19 protein-coding genes and 1 pseudogene are annotated in these 21,921 nt (G+C 67.4%); 10 read left to right on the forward strand and 10 right to left on the reverse strand.

All coding sequences use genetic code 11. The features are described from left to right. Nucleotides 1-5 precede the first annotated feature (5 nt). From AC0KTM_RS03205 to AC0KTM_RS03225, 5 genes and pseudogenes are all read right to left on the reverse strand, one after another. Nucleotides 6-1,948 (reverse strand): annotated as a pseudogene (locus AC0KTM_RS03205) (glycosyltransferase). Continuing rightward, on the reverse strand, nucleotides 1,945-3,420 hold the full coding sequence (locus tag AC0KTM_RS03210) for a flippase (RefSeq protein ID WP_238958233.1): 1,476 nt from the start codon (nucleotides 3,418-3,420) through the stop codon (nucleotides 1,945-1,947). The pseudogene AC0KTM_RS03205 and the gene AC0KTM_RS03210 overlap by 4 nt, the downstream one beginning before the upstream one ends. A gap of 11 nt (nucleotides 3,421-3,431) precedes the next feature. After that, a complete protein-coding gene (locus AC0KTM_RS03215; protein WP_225328044.1) occupies nucleotides 3,432-5,018 on the reverse strand; it encodes a sugar transferase in 1,587 nt (528 codons plus the stop codon). Further along, nucleotides 5,003-5,575 carry a dTDP-4-dehydrorhamnose 3,5-epimerase family protein gene (locus AC0KTM_RS03220; RefSeq protein ID WP_225328045.1) on the reverse strand — a complete coding sequence of 191 codons (573 nt, stop codon included), beginning with the start codon at nucleotides 5,573-5,575 and terminating at the stop codon, nucleotides 5,003-5,005. Before AC0KTM_RS03220 ends, AC0KTM_RS03215 begins: the two co-directional genes overlap by 16 nt. Nucleotides 5,576-5,630: 55 nt before the next feature. Then, nucleotides 5,631-6,833: a PPE family protein gene (locus AC0KTM_RS03225; protein ID WP_308011552.1), complete on the reverse strand. Its 1,203-nt coding sequence runs from the start codon at nucleotides 6,831-6,833 to the stop codon at nucleotides 5,631-5,633. Nucleotides 6,834-7,462: 629 nt separating this feature from the next. Between AC0KTM_RS03225 and AC0KTM_RS03230 the strand changes: the two genes are divergently transcribed. The 3 genes from AC0KTM_RS03230 to AC0KTM_RS03240 all read left to right on the forward strand — a co-directional run bounded on the left by AC0KTM_RS03230 (nucleotide 7,463) and on the right by AC0KTM_RS03240 (nucleotide 10,997). Continuing rightward, nucleotides 7,463-8,140: a TetR/AcrR family transcriptional regulator gene (locus tag AC0KTM_RS03230; protein WP_225328046.1), complete on the forward strand. Its 678-nt coding sequence runs from the start codon at nucleotides 7,463-7,465 to the stop codon at nucleotides 8,138-8,140. Nucleotides 8,141-8,193: 53 nt separating this feature from the next. Next, on the forward strand, nucleotides 8,194-8,904 hold the full coding sequence (locus tag AC0KTM_RS03235) for a TetR/AcrR family transcriptional regulator (RefSeq protein WP_225328047.1): 711 nt from the start codon (nucleotides 8,194-8,196) through the stop codon (nucleotides 8,902-8,904). Nucleotides 8,905-8,987: 83 nt separating this feature from the next. Then, a complete protein-coding gene (locus AC0KTM_RS03240) occupies nucleotides 8,988-10,997 on the forward strand; it encodes a hypothetical protein (RefSeq protein WP_225328048.1) in 2,010 nt (669 codons plus the stop codon). Nucleotides 10,998-11,027: 30 nt separating this feature from the next. Here the strand turns inward: AC0KTM_RS03240 and AC0KTM_RS03245 are convergent, their stop codons facing one another. Further along, the gene (locus tag AC0KTM_RS03245) at nucleotides 11,028-11,390 is read right to left on the reverse strand and encodes a PAS domain S-box protein (RefSeq protein ID WP_008254177.1); all 363 of its coding nucleotides are present in this window, start codon (nucleotides 11,388-11,390) and stop codon (nucleotides 11,028-11,030) included. 164 nt (nucleotides 11,391-11,554) lie between these two features. Beyond that, nucleotides 11,555-12,145, reverse strand: coding sequence for a TetR/AcrR family transcriptional regulator (locus tag AC0KTM_RS03250; protein ID WP_225328049.1), 591 nt, complete (start codon nucleotides 12,143-12,145; stop codon nucleotides 11,555-11,557). Between the two features lie 93 nt (nucleotides 12,146-12,238). Between AC0KTM_RS03250 and AC0KTM_RS03255 the strand changes: the two genes are divergently transcribed. Next, nucleotides 12,239-12,712, forward strand: a complete 474-nt coding sequence (locus tag AC0KTM_RS03255; RefSeq protein ID WP_225328050.1) for a DUF1772 domain-containing protein — start codon at nucleotides 12,239-12,241, stop codon at nucleotides 12,710-12,712. 22 nt (nucleotides 12,713-12,734) lie between these two features. Further along, complete coding sequence (locus tag AC0KTM_RS03260; RefSeq protein WP_225328051.1) at nucleotides 12,735-13,097, forward strand: nitroreductase/quinone reductase family protein; 363 nt, start codon at nucleotides 12,735-12,737, stop codon at nucleotides 13,095-13,097. On the opposite strand, the gene metG is transcribed toward AC0KTM_RS03260, so the two are convergent. Further along, a complete protein-coding gene (metG, locus tag AC0KTM_RS03265) occupies nucleotides 13,094-14,638 on the reverse strand; it encodes a methionine--tRNA ligase (RefSeq protein ID WP_225328052.1) in 1,545 nt (514 codons plus the stop codon). The genes AC0KTM_RS03260 and metG overlap by 4 nt on opposite strands. Nucleotides 14,639-14,656: 18 nt before the next feature. Here metG and AC0KTM_RS03270 point away from each other — a divergent pair, with 18 nt between their 5' ends. The 5 genes from AC0KTM_RS03270 to AC0KTM_RS03290 all read left to right on the forward strand — a co-directional run bounded on the left by AC0KTM_RS03270 (nucleotide 14,657) and on the right by AC0KTM_RS03290 (nucleotide 20,611). Continuing rightward, nucleotides 14,657-15,499: a TatD family hydrolase gene (locus AC0KTM_RS03270; protein ID WP_238958230.1), complete on the forward strand. Its 843-nt coding sequence runs from the start codon at nucleotides 14,657-14,659 to the stop codon at nucleotides 15,497-15,499. A 156-nt stretch (nucleotides 15,500-15,655) separates the two neighbouring features. Next, entirely contained in the window at nucleotides 15,656-16,783 is a 1,128-nt protein-coding gene (locus AC0KTM_RS03275; protein ID WP_225328054.1) for a resuscitation-promoting factor, read from the forward strand. Further along, nucleotides 16,747-17,673 (forward strand): 16S rRNA (adenine(1518)-N(6)/adenine(1519)-N(6))-dimethyltransferase RsmA, encoded by a 927-nt coding sequence (gene rsmA / locus AC0KTM_RS03280; protein ID WP_238958229.1) that lies wholly within the window; start codon nucleotides 16,747-16,749, stop codon nucleotides 17,671-17,673. The genes AC0KTM_RS03275 and rsmA overlap by 37 nt, the downstream gene beginning before the upstream one ends. A gap of 9 nt (nucleotides 17,674-17,682) precedes the next feature. Next, complete coding sequence (locus AC0KTM_RS03285; protein ID WP_225328056.1) at nucleotides 17,683-18,639, forward strand: 4-(cytidine 5'-diphospho)-2-C-methyl-D-erythritol kinase; 957 nt, start codon at nucleotides 17,683-17,685, stop codon at nucleotides 18,637-18,639. Nucleotides 18,640-18,976: 337 nt separating this feature from the next. Continuing rightward, a complete protein-coding gene (locus AC0KTM_RS03290) occupies nucleotides 18,977-20,611 on the forward strand; it encodes a fatty acyl-AMP ligase (protein WP_238958228.1) in 1,635 nt (544 codons plus the stop codon). A 12-nt stretch (nucleotides 20,612-20,623) separates the two neighbouring features. On the opposite strand, the gene pth is transcribed toward AC0KTM_RS03290, so the two are convergent. Together pth and AC0KTM_RS03300 are read right to left on the reverse strand one after the other, a co-directional pair. Next, complete coding sequence (gene pth / locus AC0KTM_RS03295) at nucleotides 20,624-21,199, reverse strand: aminoacyl-tRNA hydrolase (RefSeq protein ID WP_225328058.1); 576 nt, start codon at nucleotides 21,197-21,199, stop codon at nucleotides 20,624-20,626. A gap of 12 nt (nucleotides 21,200-21,211) precedes the next feature. Continuing rightward, complete coding sequence (locus AC0KTM_RS03300) at nucleotides 21,212-21,877, reverse strand: 50S ribosomal protein L25/general stress protein Ctc (RefSeq protein ID WP_225328059.1); 666 nt, start codon at nucleotides 21,875-21,877, stop codon at nucleotides 21,212-21,214. Nucleotides 21,878-21,921 lie beyond the last annotated feature (44 nt).

The following is a 21,921-nucleotide window of genomic DNA, read 5'->3' on the forward strand; positions in this document are numbered from 1 at the left end:
CGAATTCACAGCACCGCTCCGATGGCGCTCAGGTAGGCGTCGGCCATCGCCTCCACCGTGTAGTGCTTGCGCATGCGCTCGTAACCGCGTTGCCCCACCGACGGCAGCGCATCGGGATCCGCCATGATCCGGGTCAGGTGTTCTCGCCATCCCGACACGGATACGGGCTCGACGAGAAATCCCGCCTCACCGAAATCCAGCATCTCCGGGACAGCGCAAATCGCCGACGCCGCAACCGGCACCGCACGGGCCATCGCCTCGAGGATCACCACCGGGAACGCTTCGGAGCGGCTGGGAACGCACAGCAGATCCGCGTCGGCCAGCGCCGGTCCGGGCCCGGCCGACCATCCGCGCCATTGCACCCGATCGCGCAGTCCCGCGGGCGTTTGTTCCTGCAGCCTCTCCCGATCGGGCCCGTCGCCGAAGATCGACAGCTTCCACGGCACCTCGACGAGGCCGCCGAGCGCCTCGATCAGCAGATGCGGGTTCTTGTGCTCGACGATGCGCGAGAGCATGACCAGGTGCAGCGGTTCGCCGGCGCTTCGATGCCGACGGCTCGGCTCCCCGCTGTCGGTGACACCGTTGGGTGCGACGAAGCGCCGTCCCCAGAGCCGGTGCTGTTTGGCCAGCATGTCCCAATGTCGTTGTGCCAGAACGATGAAACCGTCCGCGCGTCGCATCGCGGCGGTCAGCGGGCGCGAGTAGATCGGCCGGTGTTCCTCGGGTGGGACATGCGGTGCGACCAACCATCGACGGCGCCTGCCGGCCGCGCGCCACAGCGTGCCAAACCCCACCTCGGTATTGGTGTCGCCGGTGATCAGCACCGCCGGGCCCTCGGCGATATCGACCATCGGCGCCCACCAAGGCTGGCGAACCACCCGCACCGTGTTCGGGATTTCGGCGATCAGTGGGCCGAACCGCTGCACGCAGACGATGGTGACCGGGTAACCGCGGCGGTCCAATTCCGTTGCCAAGAGCGCCTTTTGTCGCTCCGCACCCCCGTAGACCAGGCGGTTGGTGGCGATGACTATCGAGGGCAGGTCGGTTCGCCGGCGCGCGCGCTGCGGCCGCCGCAGCCGCCGCAATGCGGCGGTGCCGGCCAGGTATACGTCCGCGTGGTGAACGCCGCGTTGATGCTCGAGCAACAGCGCGGTATTGGTTCGCACCAAGTCCCGATCGCGGCGCCGTCGGGGGCCGTCGTCGGTTGTCGGGTCGCGGCGCTCGACGCCGAGCTCGTCGGCGAGCAGGATGCGCCAGCCGGCCGCGCGGGCCCGGGCCTGCCAGTCGGCCGCCTCGCCGTAGCCGAAGTACTCCTCGTCGAAGCCGCCGATGGTATTCCAGGCCGCCCGGCTGATCGCCAGGCAGATAGGTGCCAAATCGCCGTCGATGCTTCGTGATTCGGGGGCTGGCGAGAATACCGCCGTGCGGGCGGCGTACGGCGGAGCGGGGCGGAGCGGCCGGCGGCTGCGCTCAGCTCCCGGGTGACGGTGTGGTGGCGGGCAGCGACGTCCCATGGCGCCCGGCCCGGCGCGGCGGCGTCGCGGGCGAGCGGCGAGACCGCCGCCACGCGGGGCTGGCGAAGCAACTCGCGGGTGCGGTTCAGCGGCCCGAGCACGCGGGCATGGGGGTCCAGCAACAGCAGGTCGACATCGGCGGGCATCTGCTCCACCACGGCGTTGCAGGCCGCGGCGAAACCGGCGTTCGGCTGACCCGGAAACCACTGGACCGCGGGGTGTTTCGCGGCGAGTTCCGCATGCTCCGTGCCGCCGTGGTCGTAGACGTGAATCGGTAGTTCGGGTAGATGCTCGGCGACGCTGTCGAGGCAGACCTCGAGCGGCTCGTGGGCGCGTTGGCTCACGATCAGCACGGCCAGCGTGCGCGTCGACGGCAGGCCGGCCGTGTCGCCGACGGGGCGCTTCAGATAGGCACGGTCCGTTTCACGGGTCATGCCGTCGGCTGCTTCTCGCGCAGCGTGGCCCGCAGCGAGGCGAGGGTGGACCAGCTGATCGGGCCGAAGGTCGCGCTGGTGGCCAGGTAGGCGGTGGCCGCCGCGGTCAGCACCAGGATCACGTGGTGGCCCGAGAGCAGCAGTGTCACAACGACACTCGCCCCCGTCGGGATCAGCAAGCGCAGCACGAACAGCACGGGCGTGCGGTAACCGCAGCGGCGGCGCAGCCACCAGCTGGAGATCGCCATGTTGAACAGTTCCGTGCACACCAGCGCCACGCCGGGACCGACGGCGCCGAACCGCCCGGCCAGGGCGAGGTTGAGCGCGACGTTGAGCACGAGGGTCGCCACCGTCAACCAGAGCAGCACCTGTTGATGATGGGAAGCCACCAGACCCTGGCCCAGGGTGCCGCCGACAAACCGCAGGGCCGCCGCGACGAACAGCAACGCCAGGGTGGGCGTCCCGCGTTCGATGAACGCGCTCTTGCCGAACAACCCGATCAACGGTCCGGCCAGCAGCACGCCCACCACGGCGATCGGGACCGCCACGAAGTACATCAATTCGACGCTGCGGCGCAGAAATCGGGCGAACGCCGCGACGTCACGCGAGAACAGTTCGGTGGCCGTCGACAGCGTCGACTTGTGGAAGATCAGCGAGACCACGATCGTGTTGAACGAGATCGTGAGGGCCAGGCCGTACACGCCCACCTCGGAGTGGGTGCTCAGCAGGGACAAGATCACGCCGTCGGCGCGGCAGTACAAAAGCCCCACAATCATAAAACCGATCAGCGGCAAGCTTTCCCGTAACAGGTCGGCGGCTTCCCGCGGGGCGAACAGCGGCCGCACCGAGATGTGCCGCATCGCGGCGGCGCCCTGGATCAGCAGCTGCACGGCGGGCGGGATCAGTTGTGCGACCGCGAACCAGATGACGTCCGAGTGCGCCGCGACCAGCCAGGCAACCATGGCCAGCGTGCTCACCCGGGCGGCGACGTCGGAGATGGCCACCGCGGAGAACCGGACGGTGGCAAGGAATACCGGTTCGAATCGTGTCGTCATGGTCTGCAGCAGCAGCCCGCCCGACAACACGACCAGCATCACCCGCACCTGCGTGTCGTGATAGATGAGCAACCCCGACCCGGCTGCCAGCACCGCGAGGGGACCGCAGTAGAGCAGGGCCAGGCCGCTGTTGATGCGCACCAGGCGTTCGAGTTCGCCGCGGCCGGAGGTCACCCGTCGCACGATCACGGTGGCGATGCCCAGATCGGCGAAGCTGGTCCACATCGCGACGAATGCCACCGCGATGGTGAGCTGGCCGTAGCGGCCGGGCCCCAGATAGCGCGCGGTCATCGCCACCGAAACCACGGATGCGAGCATCCCCAGCGCGCGGCAGATCAGCTGGATCGAGAACGCGTGAGCCATTCGCGCGAGCGGCACCGAGGGCACCACCGCGGCGGGTGCCGTTGGCTCAGTCATGGCTCGCGAGCCTAGTAGGCTCCGTGGCTTGTCAGGACCGCTTTCACCGTCTTCGCGACGATCATCAGGTCACCCGACATCGACCAGTTGTCGACGTACGACAGATCCAGCCGCACTGACTCTTCCCAGGAGAGGTCCGACCGGCCGCTCACTTGCCACAACCCGCTGACGCCCGGCTTCACCAGCAAGCGCCGCTTCACCTCGCCGTCGTAGTTGTCGACCTCGCGGCGCAACGGGGGTCGCGGCCCGACGACGCTCATGTCCCCCTTGAGAACGTTGATGAATTGCGGGAGCTCGTCGATGCTGTACCGGCGAAGAATTCTGCCGACGGGGGTGACCCGGGGGTCCTGACGCATCTTGAAGAGCATGCCGCCGGCGCTTTCATTGACCGCCAGCAGGTGCTCGAGCTGGGTGTCTGCACCGTCGACCATCGTGCGGAACTTCAGCATAGTGAAGGGCTTTCCGTCGGTGCCGATACGTTCCGCCGGGTAGAAGACGGGTCCCTTGCTGGTCAGCTTGATGGCGATGGCAGCGGCGACGAGCACCGGTGCTGTGGCGACCAGCGCCGCCAGCGAGAACACGAAGTCGAAGGCCTGCTTCTGAAAGCGGTGCGCCCCTTCGTATTGCGGCTTGTCGACGTGCAGCAGTGGCAGCCCGCCGGTCAGGCGCAGGGTCAACCGCGCCTCGGTCACGTCCATGACGCCGGGCGACACCACCAGGTCGACGTCGCGGGTCTCCAGCTGCCACAGCAGCTCCCTGATCCCGTGCATCCCAAAGTGATCCGTCTGCGTCACCGCCACGGTGTCCGCGCCGCAGCTGTCGATCGCCGTCGCCACCTGGGTCTGGTCGCCCAGGATCGGTACCTGACGGCCGCCGATCGTCAGGGTGTTGCCGCGGGCCGGCCCGTAGCCGGGGATGCAGACGCCGACCACGACGCACCCGGCCACCGCGTTGCGGTCCAGTTCATGCGCGAGGTGCGTGACCGATTGCCGGTCGCCGATCGCCAAAACGCGGGTCTGGCATTCGCCCTGGACTCGCTTGCGGCAGATGTGCTTTCGCCACACGCTACGGCTGGCCAGCAACCCCACGGTGCCGACGGGAAGCGCGATCGCCAGATAGCCGCGGGCCAGGTCGACCTTGGCCAGCAAGGTCACCATGGCGATGATCCCGAACGTCCAGAAGGACGCGGTGCCGATCCGGCGGTACTCCTCGATCCCCGCCCCGATGATTCGCGTTGAGCGCGTTTGGAATACCGCGAGGGCCGACAGCCACAGCGCCGCGAACAGGAAGGAGAACAGCGTCATGGTCTGGTCCGAGTAACCCGACGTGTTCGCGATTTCGCCGAATCGGACGTACTGGGCGAGCATCACCGACGCGAAGACCATCACCGAGTCACTGATGCGCAGGCCCTGCGAATAGCGATCCTGCCAGCGCTGTACGGGATTCCCACCGGCCGAAGGCGTGACGGGCGCGGTCATGGGCGAACCCGCCGTCTCGCTGCGATGCAACGCGGTCGTGCCCGCAGGCCAGGCCTTGAGCTGCCGCCAGCTGGGCTGCACGACATCCACCGTGCTGGGAACGATCACCGACTGACGCATGATGCCACCTGTTCCACTGGTGCCAATCTGGATTTGCGCGAGGGCCAGCTCGCGTCTTGTTCGGAGATGACCGTGACCGGTATCGGCCACGAGATCCCGAATTCGGGGTCGTCCCAGCGGATCCCCTCCTCGTCGGCCATCGCGTACCGACCGCTGACGTGAAAGGTGACCTCGGTGTCATCGACCTGCGTCTGGAAGCCGTGAGCGACGTACGGGGGCAAGAAGAGCGTGCGGTGGTCGTCGGCGCTCAACTGCACCATCACGTGGTCGCCGTAGGTCAGCGAGTCGGGGCGAACGTCGACCGCGACAGCGGCGATAACACCGCGGGTGCAACGGACCAGTTTCGCCTCGGCGTGTGGTGGCACCCGACGGTACAGGCCACGCACGGTGCCGCGGGTGTAGTTGAAGAAGATATTCGTCTGCGCGACTTCAAAATTCAGCCCGTGGTTGGCGAAGTCGCGGGCGGAGAACGAACGTGAGGAATACCCGCGATGGTCGTGGTGGAGTTCGAAGTCGATGATTGTCACCCCGGCGACCTTGGTGGGCGTGTACTTCACTTACCGCTCCTTCTCGTGCACCGGGCCTTCAAAACCTGTCCGCTCATGAGATGGCCTACGCGTATCCGGCCGACAGTGGGCGTGTCATCACGGTCGGGATCACGCCGTATCGCGGCCCGAGGTTCTTGCCCGAGGCGGCCGCGAGGCGGGGCAGCGAGCCCATGACGCTGGGCGGCACATTGGCGCCGGCGAGGTTGATGGCGGGCAGCGCCGAGACGGCGCTGTGGGCGGCGGGAATCACGCTGGTCCAGCTCGCCGGCACCGCCAACGGACCCAGCATGGCCGCCTTCCCGAGGCTGCCGAAGATGCCGGATCCGAGCGATCCGAGCGCTCCGGCGCCCGAACTGGCCGCACTCGCCGCTCCCGAGGCGGCGGCCATGGCGCCGTCGCCGGCGGCTTTTGCCAAGCCTTGCGCGGTCTGGGCTATGCCGAGGATGGAGGACATGCCGTACAGGGGGGTCGCCGCCGCCGAGAATGCGCTGGGGATGGCGCCGGGGATACCCGACGCGAGACCCGTCATGATCGAGGAATTGGCGGCGTCGCCTGCACCGGACCCAGCGTTCCCAATCGTCCCGCCGAGATCAGGGCCCGTATCGGCCGTGACTTTCATCGGCGAGGAAAGCTGGTGCAGCGAGTTGGGCACCTTGGACACCACATTCGCCAGGTTCGCCTGCTCCGTTTCCGAAGTGGCCTTGCCGACGGCGGCGGCCTGCTGGGCCGCGCCGCTCTCGTTGGTCACGTTCGGCGCCGGGGTGAAGGGTGTCACCTCGCACGCGGCCGCCGAGCCCGCCGCGTAGGCATACATCGCCGCCGCGTCCTGCGCCCACATCTCCACGTATTCGGCCTCGGTGGCGGCGATCGCCGCCGAGTTCTGCCCGAGGAAGTTGGTCGCGACCAGCGTCGCGAGCTGGGCCCGATTGGCGGCGACGGCCGGCGGCGGGACGGTCATCGCGAAGGCGGCCTCGAAAACCTCCACGGCAAGCCTGGCTTGACCGGCCGTCTCCGCGGCTCGCGCTCCGGCACCAGCCATCCACGCCATGTAGGGCGCGTACGCCGAGGCCATGGTCAGCGAGGACGGGCCCAGCCAGCGTCCGGTGGTCAACCCGGCGATCACCGAGCGGTAGCAGCTCGCCGCGGCGTGCAGTTCGGCGGCCAAAGCGTCCCAGGCCACCGCCGCGGCCATGAGGGAGAAGGGGCCGGGACCGGCGTACATCCGGGTGGAGTTGATCTCCGGGGGAAGCGCTCCGAAATCGATCACTTGACGGCCCGCCCGTCAGCGGATCGCGTCGTGGATCCGGCGGAAGCGCCCTCTCGGCATGCTCCGAGGTCAACAAAACGACCAAGTTCATACCGAGAGTATGGGAATAGCGGGATTTGAGGGCTGAAGGTCATTCGTCCCGGCCTGAAGCCCTTTAGTCCGCGCCGACCGGGGCTGGCGGTCCCCAGGGCCGGCAAGGAGATGAGCGCGGCGCCCACGTCCCCTCCCGCCACGCGGCCCGAATAAGGCGTGGTGAGAGGGGACATGGGCTTTCTCCTTCGTGCGATTCGAACGGTCGAGACGATCTAGGCGTCCGATCAGACTGACGTACGCACAATAGCGTATAAAACATACTATAGGTTTGACAACACGCTGTGACGTAAACCTCAAGTATTTACACGGGCGTCAACCGGGACAGCCGTATGACTGCTAACCTCAGAAGTGGGCTAGAAATCTCGAGCGACGCGGGTGCGTGTTCGCTCCCAATGTCTGAAGAACCGAGGTGTGTGTGCCCTGCTTGAGCAAGGCGTCGTGCGACGCAGGGGTGGCCGACGCCGCCCGCGGCCTCAGCCTCGGTGCCACGGCGTGCCCCACAATTCGCGCCGCGGAGAGCTGAGTTCTCGATCGCGATGACCACACACTCGACTGACGGACGAGCAGACGCGACCCGGCAACAGATTCTGCGGGCCGCGTCGCATCAGTTCGCCCGTCGGCCCTACCACGACGTCGGCCTCGACGACATCCTCGCCGAGGCCGAACTGACCAAGGGCGCAATGTACTTCCACTTCAAGTCGAAGCATGCCTTGGCGGTCGCCATCATCGAAAGCCAGGTCGAGGCCGGGGCGGTCGGCGTGCGTGACCTGCTGACGCGCGGGCTCTCGGGCCTCGAGACGCTCATCGACTTCTCGTATCTGATCGCCATTCGGGACATCAAGATGGACCTCGTCAGGTCGGGACTGAATCTGATGGAGTCCGTCGGCCTGCCCGACGGGCTCCAGGAAAAGTTGTTCGACCGCTGGATCAGAAACCTGGGCCGAGTCGCCGAGCAAGCCCAGGCCGAGGGCGACATCAACGCACAGTGCGACCCGCAGGACGTCGGCCGCATGATGGTCTCCCTGCACATGGGACTGCGAAAGACCAGCAACCTGGACGACCCGGAACGCTTCCTGCTCGACCTGGAAAAGTGCTGGTCCTTACTGCTTACCGGGATACTGCAACCGGACCGTTCCGAGTACTTCCGCCAATTCCTCAGGCGGCGTACGGCGCTCGCCGTCAACACCGGTTCAAACGATGCCGACTCGCAGTAGTAACGACGGCGAACGACCCGCGCGTCCGACGAGACTCTGGAGGTGCAGCGGCGATGCCGCGCCAGGTTCGGTCTGAGGCCACTCGGCAAAAAATCCTCGACGCCGCGATCGAAGTGTTCGGCGAGGTCGGGTACGCGGCCGCCGGATGGAGCACGATCATCGAGCGGACGGGCATGACCAAAGGCGCCCTCTATCACCACTTTGATTCGAAAGAATCGTTAGCCTCGAACATCATCGAGGAAGGGTCTGACGCGATCCTCAGCGCTTATCGAAATGTCTGTAAGTCGTCATCGCCGGGGCTGGAAAACATTGTGCACGGCTCATTCACGATCGTCGACGTGTTGGGCTCCGACAAAATGGCCCGGGCGGCCGCGCAATTGGCCACCGCCTTAAGCGGATTCAACGGGGCGGCCTCGCGCTTCTACGCCAACTTGGTGCTGGAGACGGCCCAGGAGGCGCGCCGCGCGGTCAAGGAAGGCGACCTTCGGAGCGGCATCGACCCCGACGTGCTCAGCGCGTCGATCGTGGGCACGATATCCGGGACACGGCTGATCGCGACCGCGATATCCAGCCACGGCAGGATCGGGGACGTCATCGGTGATCCCTTCGCTCGGTTGCATCAGCTCTGGGAACTCCTGCTGCCCGGCGTCGTCTCGGAAGCGTCGCTGCCCTACTTCCAGCAATTTCTGCGGCGCGAAGTGATGCGCCATACCGCGGCCAGCGCCCCGCTCGACGAGGACGGCGGGGAACCGGAAACCGATTAGCGTTCGGTGAGAGCCGTTGCGGGACACCTTTTCGCGGTCGCCGCAACGGCCTTTCCGTTATTGGGGTTGAAGCGCTTTCAACAATGCATACTGTTCCGGTGATGTTCCGGAAAGCTCTCGGCCGAGCAATTGCACTCGCCGGTGTCGTCGGTTTCTTGGTGATGAATGCTCCCGCGGCATCATGGGGTGCGCCCACCGATCCGCTCACAACGACGGATTCGACGACGACGCTGACGTTGGCCGATCTTGGGTCTTCCTCCACCTTGGAGTTCTGGGGCCTGACCAACAACGTGCCGCTGACTCTGCCGGTACTGCATGGGCTGACCCCGACGGCGCTGAACGCGACCGTCGAACTGCCAATCAATCTGCGGTCGGGGCTCATCACCGTGACACAGGGCGATCGCACCATCGCGCGGGTCAACCTGCCGACGACCGATCAGGCCCCGATCGTCATCCCGCTGACCGGAGCGGAGGTCGTCGACAACTTTCTGAGCGTGACGGTGCGTACGTACCTGGTGCCGCTGGACGGATATTGCTTGTACCCGGAAAGCCCGCTTCGGCTCGCCAACGGAACGGTCACCTACACCGGGACCGAACTGCCGCCCACCACAGTGGCTCATTTCTTGCCGCCGGTGCTGCGAAAGCTGACCATCTATTTGCCGCAATCGCCGTCAACTGCCGAGTCCGACACGGCAATCCGACTGGCCGCCTCCACCGCGTCGCATTACGGCAAACAGGCTCCCGAGATCGTCGTGGTCCCGTTGCAGGAAGGACAGGCGGCCCCGCCGACGCCGCCGGCGCCGCTGGAACGCCAGGTCGTCGTCAAAGAGGGCCCGGACAACGGCCTTTCCCTGCAGGGCGCGACCGGTGTGCCGTGGCTCCTGGTCTCCGGGCCGCTGGGCCAAACGGACGAATCGAACATCGCGGTGCTCTTCAGCGACCTGTCGGAGCTCGCCTTTTCCTCCAGGGCCTCGGCGGAATCGGTGAAGCCCACAGTGCAACTGGCGGGGGACACCGCCACGCTCCGCGACCTCGGGCGCCCGTTCATCAACGCGACTTCCCTGCAACCGCGGGTGTCGATCGGACTGGACCAGACCCGGTTTGGCAGGTCCATCCACGGGGTCCGCGTGCATCTGCAGGGTTCCTACACGCCGACGCCGCCCAATATCGCCGGCCGGATCGCCGTCACGATCGGTCCCGAGACCATCGATCACTGGCCGACCGATGGCCAGGGCGGCATCGACCGGTGGATCGACGTGCCGGATCGGCTCCTGCAGCGCTACACCAACATCGAAATGGTGCTCGACGTCGCGAGCAACGTCGGGCATTGCGGAGACTTCTACACCGCAGGGCCCGGAAATCAGCTGCTGACGTTGAACATCAACGGCGACAGCACTATTCAGAGCAGTAGCGCGGCGCCGCCGACGCCGGACGGCCTTCAGTCGGTACCGCAGACCTTGATGCCCCGCGTGCAGGTGGGCATCGCGGAGCACTCGTTGGTCGACACGGTGCGCGCGCTCGACATCATGGTGGGTCTGCAGCGGATGAGTTCGATGCCCATCGACACCACCGTCACCAGCGTGAAGCAAGCGGTCGATTCCTCGAATCCCGCGCTGCTGATTTCCGCCGACGGCTGGAATCAGTCCGACGTGACGCTCCCCGTGGCCGCGGGGCCCAGCGGCCCGATCACCGTCAACGCCGTCGGGTCCGGCGACAAGCCCACCAAGCTCACGTTGGACCCGGTGCTGCGATTCGCCTCTCTCCAAACGGTTTTCAACCGCGGCCGCACACTGCTGATCGCGACGTCCAATGGGGCGCCCGGACAGCTTGACGAGCTGATCAGGTGGCTCAAGGGCGACGACAACAAGCACTGGCAGCGGCTCAAGGGCGTTGCGGTGGTGTCGGTACCGGGACAAGACCCGGTGACCGTCGATCATCCGCCGTTGCCCGCCGGTGCGGCCGCCGCGGGATCCGGAAGCCATTCCGACCTCGACTGGCTGTGGTGGTTCGGCGCGGGGTGGGTCGTTGTCGCCATCGTCGGGGCAGGGGTGATCGTGTGGCGTGTCAGGCGCGAATCATGGCGGCGCCGATAGCGTTTGACTGGGCGCGCCCCTGAGGACCTGCTAGCGCGCTTCTTCCCAGAGCTGCTCGGTCAGATCCTGGAATGCGGCGAGGGCGAACTGATCATCCACCCGCCGCACCGCGGACTTGCTCATCATCGCGCGCACGACCGAGCCGTCCTTGTGCGCCAGTTCGACGACCATGTTCGCGAGAGCATGCACGGTCGCCAGCAGCGATTCCGACGCCGGGGCCTGATGGAAGATCTGTTCGAACCGCAGCGACAGGGTTTCCTCCGGCTCGTAGCCCATCATGTCGGCAAACGCGGTGTTGGCGAACAAGATACTGCCGTCGTCGCCGATGGCCAGCACCGGAACCGGGATCCGCTCCAGCACCACCAGTGCCGGCAGCTCCTTCAAGGTCGTCATCGGCGATTGGCTCTGTTGCCGGTTCTGGCGTCGTTCCACAGCCCGATTATGGGCTATGGCAGCGGATATGTTGGGGGCTTTCCCCGAAAGGGATTTGCTGGCGTCGTTGAAGTCGCTTGATCCGCAACCGAATTGTTCGGCCATTCACGCGCCGGTCACCGGCCTCAGGTCGCCGGTGTGGGGGCGCCGCACAACCCGCTGATCAGGATGTCGACGCGGGCGGCGTGGTGGTCGCGTCGCAACCGGGCGCCGCGATCGAGGGTGACCAGGCCGTGCAGGGCCGCCCACAGCACCTCGGTCAGGGTGTCGGGGTCCCGCGGGCCCGCGATCGTCTCCACCACCGCGCGCAGTTCGGCGAACGCCGCCGTCAGCTCGGCCGGGGTTTCCGCGGCGGCGAACGGCAGCGTGGTCGCGCGGGTGAACATCGCATCGAACAGGGCGGGGTTGTCACGAGCGAACCCGATGAAGGCCTCGGCGACCCGCGCCAGGGCGTCCCGGCCGTCGGTGGCGCCGCCGCGCGCGGTGCGGAGCGCGTCCGCGAGTTCGCCGAATCCCTCGACCGCGACCGACGCGGAGATGTCTTCCATGCCCGAGAAGTGTTTGTAGAGCACCGGTTGGCTGTACTCGATTTCGGCGGAGAGCCGGCGGGTGGTGACGGCGTCCCAACCCTCTTGCTCGGCCAGCTTGCGCGCGGTAGCGGTGATCAGCCGACGGCGGGCGGCCCGTTCGCGTGCCCGGCGGTCCTCGATGGACATGGACCCATCGTAGCGCCGATATAAAATCTAGCGGTGCTATTGACACGGCCGGTTATGGGGGTTAGCGTCGCTAACACCTGCTGCCGACGAGGAGTGCGCATCATGATCGCCACGCTGTTCGCGGTCATCGCGGTGCTGGGCACCGCGGTGGTTTACGGCACCGACGTGTTCTGCGCGATGGTGCAGCGGCCCGCGCTGGCCCGCGTCGACGACCGGGCGCTGCTCGCGGTGATGGGCAACATTCATCGCTACGGAGACCGCCGGATGCCGGTGCCGGGAATGCTCGGCCTCGGCGCCGCCGCCCTCAGCGCGGTATTCGCCGCGGCGGCCGGCCACTGGGCGCAAGCCGGCGCGGCCGGCGCCTCCGTGGGCCTGCTGCTGGTGTGGCTGCTGCTCTATCTGCGGGTGAGCGCACCGATCAACCACCAACTCATCGCCGGAGTCGATCGGCCCGGGCCGCCAACGAATGTTCGAGCGCTGCAACGTAACTGGGACAAGGTGATCACCACGAGGGCCACCCTGCAGGGCCTGGCGGTCGCCGGGTTATGCCTGGCGCTGCTGATCTGAACTCGGAAGGGATATCGGGACAATGACCATGGGCAACAAAGTCGGGCGCCTGCTCATGCGCGCGGCGCCGCTCTTGAACGCGCCGGTCGCGGCGATAGCGGCCTCGCGCTTCGGCGCAGGCATCAGGCGCAGCATCACGCTCGTCACCTACACGGGACGGCGTTCGGGACGGACGTTTTCGATACCGGTGGCCTATCGCCGGCGCGGCAACGATATCGAGATCGTCGCGAATATGCCCGACGCCAAGACATGGTGGCGCAACTTCGTCGGCGAGGGCGCTCCGATGTCGCTGACGCTCGATGGCGCCGAACGGGCCGGGCATGCGATCGCTCATCGAGACGCCAACGGCCGCGTCACCGTTCGCGTTCGCCTCGCAGGCAATTAGTCGACTTGGTAGCGCGGGAAGACGCCGCTCGGCGCCGGCAGTGCCGTGCCGGGCGCCAGCCGCGTGCCGATGGCGTCGAACCCGCGCTGCTCGGGCTTCTGGCCGAGCAGCTCCAGTAGCTTGCTCGCCGCATCGGGCATCACCGGCTGAATCAACAGCGCCGCAATGCGAACCACTTCGCACGTCGTGTAAAGCACTGTCGCGAAACGCTTCTGATCAGCCTCCGACTCGCTCTTGCGCAAGACCCAGGGCTGTTGCGCCGAGAAGTATCTGTTGGCCTCGCCGAGCATCAGCCAGATCGCTTCCAGCGCCAGGTGCATCGCCTGCGCTTCGAAACTGGCGCGCAGGCGCTCCAACAGACCGTCGGCCGTCGCCAGCAGGGCGGTGTCGGCTTCGGTGAACTCCCCGGGTTCGGGCAGCACGCCGCCCAGGTTCTTGGCGATCATCGACAACGACCGCTGGGCCAGGTTGCCCAGTTCATTGGCCAGATCGGTGTTGATCCGGGTGATGATGGCCTCTTCGCTGAAGCTGCCGTCCTGGCCGAACGGGACTTCCCGCAACAGGAAATAACGCACCTGGTCCACGCCGAACTCCTCGATCAGGGTGATCGGGTCGACGACGTTGCCCACCGACTTGCTCATCTTCTCGCCGCGGTTGAGCAGGAATCCGTGCGCGAAAACCCTTCGCGGCAGCTCGATTCCGGCCGACATCAGAAACGCCGGCCAGTACACGGTGTGAAACCGGATGATGTCCTTGCCGATCATGTGCAGGTCGGCCGGCCAGTAGCGGCGGAACATCTCCGAGTCGGTGTCCGGGTAGCCGACCCCGGTCAGGTAGTTGGTCAGCGCGTCGACCCAGACGTACATCACATGGTCGGGATGCTCGGGCACGTGCACGCCCCAGTCGAACGAGGTGCGCGAGATGGACAGATCGCGCAGGCCGCCCGCCACGAAACTGACGACCTCGTTGCGGCGCACCTCGGGCGCGATGAAGTCCGGGTTCGCCTCGTAGTGGGCCAGCAGCTTGTCGGCATACGCCGAGAGGCGGAAGAAGTAGGTCTGCTCCTCCGTCCACGTCAGCGGGGCGCCGGTTTCCACAGCCGCCCGGGTCCCGTCCTCGAGGAGTCTGGTTTCCGATTCGACGAAGAAGCGTTCGTCGCGCACCGAGTACCAGCCCGAGTAGGTGTCCAGGTAGATGTCGCCGGCGTCGGCCATCCGGCGCCAGATCGCCTTGGATGCCTCGTGATGGTCGGGGTCGGTGGTGCGGATGAAGCGGTCGAAGGAGATGTTCAACCGCTCCTGCAGGCGCTGGAACACATCGGAGTTGCGCCGGGCCAGCTCGGCCGTGCCGATGCCCTCGGCGGCCGCGGTCTCGACCATCTTGAGGCCGTGCTCGTCGGTGCCGGTCAGAAACCGAACGTCGAACCCGTCGAGCCGCTTGAACCGGGCGATCGCGTCGGTGGCGATGTATTCGTACGCGTGCCCGATGTGCGGATCGCCATTCGGGTAGGTGATTGCGGTGGTGACGTAATACGGCCTCATCGCAGTTCACCCTATTGTGTGCGCGTGAGTTCCAAACGCCAGCCGCCCCCGGCTCCCGAGCCCCTGAGCCCCCTCGTCGATGCGCACACCCACCTCGACGCGTGCGGCGCCACCGACGCCGGGGGAGTGCGGGCCATTGTCGACCGCGCCGCGGCGGTCGGGGTGGGCGCCGTCGTCACCATCGCCGACGACCTGGAATCGGCGCGCTGGGTCAGCCGCGCCGCCGAATGGGACCCGCGGGTCTACGCCGCGACGGCGTTGCACCCCACCCGCGCCGACGCGCTCACCGAGGCCGCCCGCGCCGAGATCGAGCGGCTGGTGGCGCACCCCCGCGTGGTGGCGGTCGGCGAGACCGGCATGGACATGTATTGGCCCGGGCGCCTGGACGGCTGCGCCGAGCCCGCCGTCCAGCGGGAGGCCTTCGCCTGGCATATCGATCTGGCGAAGCGGTGCGGCAAACCGCTGATGATCCACAACCGGGAGGCCGACGCCGAGGTGCTCGACGTGCTGGCCGCCGAGGGCGCCCCGGAGGTCGTGATCTTCCACTGCTTTTCCTCCGACGCCGCCATGGCGCGGCGCTGCGTGGACGCCGGATGGCTGCTGAGCCTGTCCGGCACCGTCAGCTTCCGCAACGCGCGCGCCCTGCGCGAAGCCGTTCCGTTGATACCGCCCGAGCAGCTGCTGGTGGAGACCGATGCCCCGTTTTTGACGCCGCATCCGCACCGGGGGACGGCGAATGAGCCCTATTGCCTTCCTTATACTGTTCGGGCGATCGCCGAACTGGTGGATCGCCGCCCGGAAGAGCTGGCTAAGGTCACGACGAGCAATGCTCGACGGGTGTACGGATTGGCCGCTCACTGAGGCGACTGACCGGGCGATTCATTTCACATCGCCGCGTCGGAGTTGCCCAACATTGGCCAGTTCGTTACCGTCTTGTGATCGAACGGTTGGGCCTACGGGCCCTTAATTTATGACCTGCTGCTAAATGAGTGGTTGCTGAGGGTTGGGTAGCGCGCGTTGAGTGTATTGACAAAACTTCATCAGAATCCTTCGCCGATGTTGCGTCTCGTGGTCGGAGGGCTGCTGGTAGTCCTGGCATTCGCGGGCGGATATGCGATCTCGGTGTGCAAGACGGTGACGTTGACTGTCGACGGCGTCGCCATGCAGGTGACGACCATGAAGTCCCGGGTCATCGACGTCGTCGAGGAGAACGGCTTCGTCATCGACGACCGTGACGACCTGTACCCCGCCGCCGATGTCGCGGTGCACGACGCCGGCAAGATCGTGCTCCGGCGCAGCCGCCCGTTGCAGATCTCGCTGGACGGCCATGACACCAAGCAGGTGTGGACCACGGCGTCCACCGTCGACGAGGCGCTGGCCCAGCTGGCGATGACCGATACCGCGCCCGCCGCGGCCAACCGCGGCAGCCGCGTCCCTCTGGCCGGGATGGCGCTGCCCGTCGTCAGCGCCAAGACCGTCCGCATCAACGACGGCGGCGCCGTCCGCACCGTGCATCTGGCCGCCCCCAACGTCGCCGGCTTGCTGAGCGCCGCCGGCGCGCCGCTGCTCGAGAGCGACCAGGTGGTGCCCGCCGCGACGATGCCGATCGTCGACGGAATGGAAGTCCAGGTGACCCGCAACCGGATCCAGCAGGTCACCGAGCGAATCCCGTTGCCGCCCAACGCGCGTCGGATCGAAGATCCGGAGATGAACATGAGCCGCCAGGTGGTCGAGGACCCGGGCAGCCCCGGCACGCAGGACGTGACCTTCTCGGTGGCCACCGTCAACGGGGTCGAGACCGGTCGGCTGCCGATCGCCAACACGGTGATCACGCCCGCCCGCGAATCGGTGGTCCGGATCGGCACCAAGCCGGGCACCGAGGTGCCTCCGATCAGTGACGGCTCCATCTGGGATGCGATCGCGGGCTGTGAGGCCGGCGGAAACTGGGCGATCAACACCGGAAACGGGTATTACGGCGGTGTGCAGTTCGACCAGGGCACGTGGGAGCGCAACGGCGGGTTGCGGTTCGCCTCCCGCGCCGACCTCGCCACCCGCGAGGAGCAGATCACCGTCGCCGAGGTGACCCGAGAGCGCCAGGGTTGGGGTGCGTGGCCAGTGTGCAGCGGAAGAGCTGGTGCGCGCTGACCATCCGGCTACTCGGGCGCACCGAGATCAGGCGGCTGGCCAAAGAACTTGAATTTCGGCCACGAAAATCGCTCGGCCAGAATTTCGTCCACGACGCCAACACGGTGCGACGGGTGGTGTCGACTTCCGGGATCAGCCGGTCTGACCACGTGTTGGAAGTCGGTCCCGGCCTCGGATCGCTGACGCTCGCATTGCTGGACCGGGGCGCCCCCGTCACCGCGGTCGAAATCGATCCGGTGCTGGCCGAACGGTTGCCGCGCACCGTCGCCGAGCACTCGCACAGCGAGATTCAGCGCCTGAGCGTGCTCAACCGCGACGTCTTGACCCTCCGCCGTGACGAACTGGCCGTCGCGCCGACGGCCCTGGTCGCGAACCTGCCCTACAACGTCGCGGTCCCGGCGCTGTTGCACCTGCTCGCCGAGTTCCCGTCCATTCGGGTCGTGACGGTCATGGTGCAGGCCGAGGTCGCCGAACGCCTTGCCGCCGAACCCGGCGGCAAGGAGTACGGCGTGCCCAGCGTCAAGGTTCGCTTCTTCGGCACGGTTCGCCGTTGCGGCACGGTCTCGCCGACCGTCTTCTGGCCGATTCCCCGCGTCTACTCCGGCCTGGTCCGCATCGACCGGTACGCGACCTCGCCGTGGCCCACCGACGAGGCGTTCCGGCGGCGGGTGTTCGAGCTGGTGGACATCGCCTTCGGTCAGCGCCGCAAGACCTGTCGCAACGCGTTCCTGGACTGGGCCGGCTCGGGTAACGAGTCGGCGGACCGGTTGCTGGCCGCCAGCATCGATCCCGCCCGTCGCGGTGAGACGCTGTCCATCGACGACTTCGTGCGGCTGTTGCAGCGCTCCGCCGAGGCGCCGCTACGTGTGGTTGGCCGGCAGCAGCGATAGTCTGCTGCGGTGTCCGCGTCTGACGGCAATACCGCTGCGGCTTGGGTGCCCACCGGGTCGGTCACCGTTCGGGTGCCCGGAAAAGTCAACCTCTACCTGGCGGTCGGTGACCGCCGCGAGGACGGCTATCACGAGCTGACGACGATATTCCAGGCCGTCTCGTTGCTCGACGAGGTGACCGTGCGCAATGCCGATGTGCTGTCGCTCGACATCGTCGGCGAGGGCGCCGACAAGCTGCCCACCGACGAACGCAACCTCGCCTGGCAGGCCGCCGAACTGATGGCAGAACACGTCGGCCGGGCTCCGGATGTGTCGATCATGATCGACAAGTCGATACCCGTGGCCGGCGGCATGGGCGGCGGCAGCGCCGACGCGGCGGCGGTGCTGGTCGCCATGAACTCGTTGTGGGAACTCAACGTGCCCCGCCGCGACCTGCGCATGCTCGCCGCGCGGCTGGGCAGCGACGTGCCGTTCGCGCTGCATGGCGGCACCGCGTTGGGCACCGGGCGCGGTGAGGAGTTGGCGACGGTGTTGTCGCGCAACACCTTCCACTGGGTGTTGGCGTTCGCGGACAGCGAGCTGCTCACGCCGGCGGTCTTCACCGAACTGGACCGGCTCCGGGAGGCGGGGGATCCGCCGCGGCTGCCCGCGCCCGGGCCGGTGCTGGCCGCGTTGGCCGCCGGTGATGCCGAACAGCTGGCCCCGCTGCTGGGCAACGAGATGCAGGCGGCCGCGGTGAGCCTGAACCCCGGTCTGCGGCGCACGCTGCGCGCCGGCGTGGACGCCGGTGCCCTGGCGGGCATCGTGTCCGGCTCGGGCCCGACGTGTGCGTTTTTGTGCGCGTCGGCAGCGTCGGCGGTCGACGTGGGCACCGAGGTGTCCGGGGCGGGGGTGTGCCGCACGGTTCGAGTGGCCAGCGGGCCGGTGGCCGGTGCGCGGGTGGTGCCCGCGCCGACCGAGGTGTGAATATTTTCCCATTTTGCGCATTAGTTTGGCGCGTCCCTAAGAGGAGCTTAAGATAATGCGCGGTGACGGGAAGCGCTGAGCAAGATCACTTAATTCCATCGTCCGCCGGGCGTTCCGGCGGACGATTAATGCATCCGGCCCGACAGAGTTTGTCGGGCCCGTTTTGCGCTTGTCGGGCGAACGCACGCCGCCGTTTCGTGGCGGGCGCGGGCGCATCACCGATCCGAGACCTAACCGCCGCCCAACCGTGTTTGCGTGCCTGCGGCGTAGAGCTACCCGGCGGGCGGAATATGAGATCCCGGGCGTTGGGACGAGGGCTGGAACCGAGGAGGCTGTTGTGAGCAGGTTTACCGAGAAGATGTACCGCAATGCCCGGTCCGTGACGACGGGCATGGTCACCGGTGAACCGCACGACCCGGTACGCCACACCTGGGGCGAGGTCCACGAGCGCGCGCGCCGCATCGCGGGCGGCCTGGCCGCCGCGGGCATCGGGCCCGGCGACGCGGTCGGCGTGCTCGCCGGTTTCCCGGTGGAGATCGCGCCGACGGCGCAGGGCCTGTGGATGCGCGGGGCCAGCCTGACCATGCTGCACCAGCCCACGCCCCGCACCGACCTGGCCGTGTGGGCCGAAGACACCATGAACGTCATCGGCATGATCGAGGCGAAGGCCGTCGTCGTCTCGGAGCCGTTCCTGGTGGCCATCCCGGTGCTCGAGGAGAAGGGCATCAAGGTCGTCACCGTCGCCGATCTGCTCGCGGCGGAGCCGATCGACCCCGTCGAGGTCGGCGAGGACGCGCTGGCGCTGATGCAGCTGACGTCCGGTTCGACCGGGTCCCCCAAGGCGGTGCAGATCACCCACCGCAACATCTACTCCAACGCCGAGGCGATGTTCATCGGCGCCCAGTACGACGTCGACACGGACGTCATGGTGAGCTGGCTGCCCTGCTTCCACGACATGGGCATGGTCGGCTTCCTCACCATTCCGATGTACTTCGGCGCCGAGCTGGTCAAGGTCACCCCGATGGACTTCCTGCGCGACACACTGCTGTGGGCCAAGCTCATCGACAAGTACAAGGGCACCATGACCGCGGCGCCCAACTTCGCCTACGCTCTGCTGGCCAAGCGGCTGCGCCGGCAGGCCAAGCCCGGCGACTTCGACCTGTCGACGCTGCGCTTCGCGCTGTCCGGCGCCGAGCCCGTCGAACCCGCCGACGTCGAGGACCTGCTGGACGCCGGCAAGCCGTTCGGCCTGAAGACCTCGGCGATCCTGCCCGCCTACGGCATGGCCGAAACCACACTGGCCGTTTCGTTTTCGGAGTGCAACGCCGGCCTGGTCGTCGACGAGGTCGACGCCGACCTGCTGGCCGCCCTGCGCCGCGCCGTACCCGCCACCAAGGGCAACACCCGCAGGCTGGCCACGCTCGGTCCGCTGCTGCAGGACCTCGAGGCGCGCATCATCGACGAGAACGGCGAGGTGATGCCGCCCCGCGGTGTCGGCGTGATCGAGCTGCGCGGCGAGTCGCTGACGCCCGGCTACCTGACCATGGGCGGTTTCATCTCGGCCCAGGACGAGAACGGCTGGTACGACACCGGTGACCTCGGCTACCTGACCGAGGAGGGCCACGTCGTCGTGTGCGGCCGCGTCAAGGACGTCATCATCATGGCCGGCCGCAACATCTATCCGACCGACATCGAGCGCGCCGCCTGCCGCGTGGAGGGGGTGCGGCCCGGCTGCGCCGTGGCGGTGCGGCTGGACGCCGGCCACTCCCGCGAGACGTTCGCCGTGGCCGTGGAGTCCAACGCCTTCCAGGACCAGACCGAGGTGCGTCGCATCGAGCACCAGGTCGCCCGCGAGGTGGTGGCCGAGGTCGACGTGCGGCCGCGCAACGTGGTGGTGCTCGGACCGGGGACCATCCCGAAGACGCCGTCGGGCAAGTTGCGGCGATCCAACTCGGTCACCCTGGTCACCTAGGGTCCGTCGCCTTTACCAGGCGTGGACGCGGTTCTGCGCGGGCTCTAACCCCAGCTCGATCAGCAACTCCGTGGCGTCCGCGGCCTGTTCGCAGATGGTGGGGACGTCGGCGCGCTCGGCGGCATTGAAGTTTTCCAGCACGAACGCCGCCGGGTCTTTGCGTCCCGGCGGACGGCCGATGCCGATGCGGACCCGCTGAAAGTCCTTGCTGCCCAAGGCGTTAGCCAACGAACGCAGCCCGTTGTGACCGCCTTCGCCGCCGCCGATCTTGAGCCGGATGCGGCCGAAGTCCAAGTCGAGATCGTCGTGGATGACGATGATGTCGCCCGGCGTCACCGAGTAGAACTTCGCCAACGGGCCGACCTGGCGGCCGGATTCGTTCATGTAGCAGCGCGGCTTGGCGACGACGACCGAGTGCCCGACGAGGCGGCCGCTGACGATCTCGGCGCCGGAACGCTTGTGCGCCTTGAACTTCGAACCCATTCGGGCCGCGAGCAGGTCGGCGACCATGAACCCGAGATTGTGTCGGGTGCGGGCGTAGTTGTCTCCGGGATTGCCTAGGCCGACGACCAGCAACGGCTCGGCCATGTTGCGATCCGCCTACTCGGACTCGGTTTCGGCGGCCTCTTCTTCGCCGGCCTCTTCGGCTTCGCCCTCGGCCGGCGCGGCCTCCTCGGTGACCTCGCCCGCGCCCTCTTCGGCGAGCTCCTCGGCCGTCGGCGCGTTAACCACGTTGACCACAAGCATTTCCGGGTCGGAGATCAGGTTGACGCCCTTGGGCAGGGTGATCTGTCCGGCGGTGAACTGGGTGCCGGGCTCGGTGCCCTCGACCGACACCGTCAGCTGTTCGGGGATCGACATGGCGTCGGCCTCGACCTCGATGGTGCTGGTTTCCTGGGTCACCAGCGTGCCGGGCGCGGCGTCACCCTCGATGACGACGCGGACCTCGACGACGACCTTTTCACCGCGCCGCACGACCAGCAGGTCGGCGTGCTGAATGGTGCGGCGGATGGGGTGGATGTCGAGCGACTTGGTCAGCGCCAGCTGCTCCTTGCCCTCGATGTCGAGGGTCAGCACCGCGTTGGTGCCCGCGTGCCGCAGCACGGCCGCGAAGTCATGGCCCGGCAGTTCGAGGTGCTGAGGATCGGCGCCGTGGCCGTAGAGGACGGCCGGGATCTTGCCGTCACGGCGGGCTCGCCGGGACGCACCCTTGCCGGTCTCGGCTCGCACCGTGACCTTGAGCTGGTTGAGTGTTTTGGCAGCCATCGTGTCGCTCCTGTGTGTGCTCGGTGGTTCGGGGCACGGCCAGG

Source organism: Mycobacterium sp. NTMscope_Eco_3 (assembly GCF_976985685.1).

Coding starts and splice junctions, on each gene's coding strand:
- AC0KTM_RS03245 (WP_008254177.1), bottom strand. CDS start 11,390: ATGACGACCTTGAAGGAGCTGCCGGCACTGGTGGTGCTGGAGCGGATC.
- metG (WP_225328052.1), bottom strand. CDS start 14,638: ATGAGGCCGTATTACGTCACCACCGCAATCACCTACCCGAATGGCGAT.
- AC0KTM_RS03210 (WP_238958233.1), bottom strand. CDS start 3,420: ATGACTGAGCCAACGGCACCCGCCGCGGTGGTGCCCTCGGTGCCGCTC.
- pth (WP_225328058.1), bottom strand. CDS start 21,199: ATGGCCGAGCCGTTGCTGGTCGTCGGCCTAGGCAATCCCGGAGACAAC.
- AC0KTM_RS03230 (WP_225328046.1), top strand. CDS start 7,463: ATGACCACACACTCGACTGACGGACGAGCAGACGCGACCCGGCAACAG.
- AC0KTM_RS03300 (WP_225328059.1), bottom strand. CDS start 21,877: ATGGCTGCCAAAACACTCAACCAGCTCAAGGTCACGGTGCGAGCCGAG.
- AC0KTM_RS03240 (WP_225328048.1), top strand. CDS start 8,988: ATGCATACTGTTCCGGTGATGTTCCGGAAAGCTCTCGGCCGAGCAATT.
- AC0KTM_RS03215 (WP_225328044.1), bottom strand. CDS start 5,018: ATGCGTCAGTCGGTGATCGTTCCCAGCACGGTGGATGTCGTGCAGCCC.
- AC0KTM_RS03235 (WP_225328047.1), top strand. CDS start 8,194: ATGCCGCGCCAGGTTCGGTCTGAGGCCACTCGGCAAAAAATCCTCGAC.
- AC0KTM_RS03250 (WP_225328049.1), bottom strand. CDS start 12,145: ATGTCCATCGAGGACCGCCGGGCACGCGAACGGGCCGCCCGCCGTCGG.
- AC0KTM_RS03260 (WP_225328051.1), top strand. CDS start 12,735: ATGACCATGGGCAACAAAGTCGGGCGCCTGCTCATGCGCGCGGCGCCG.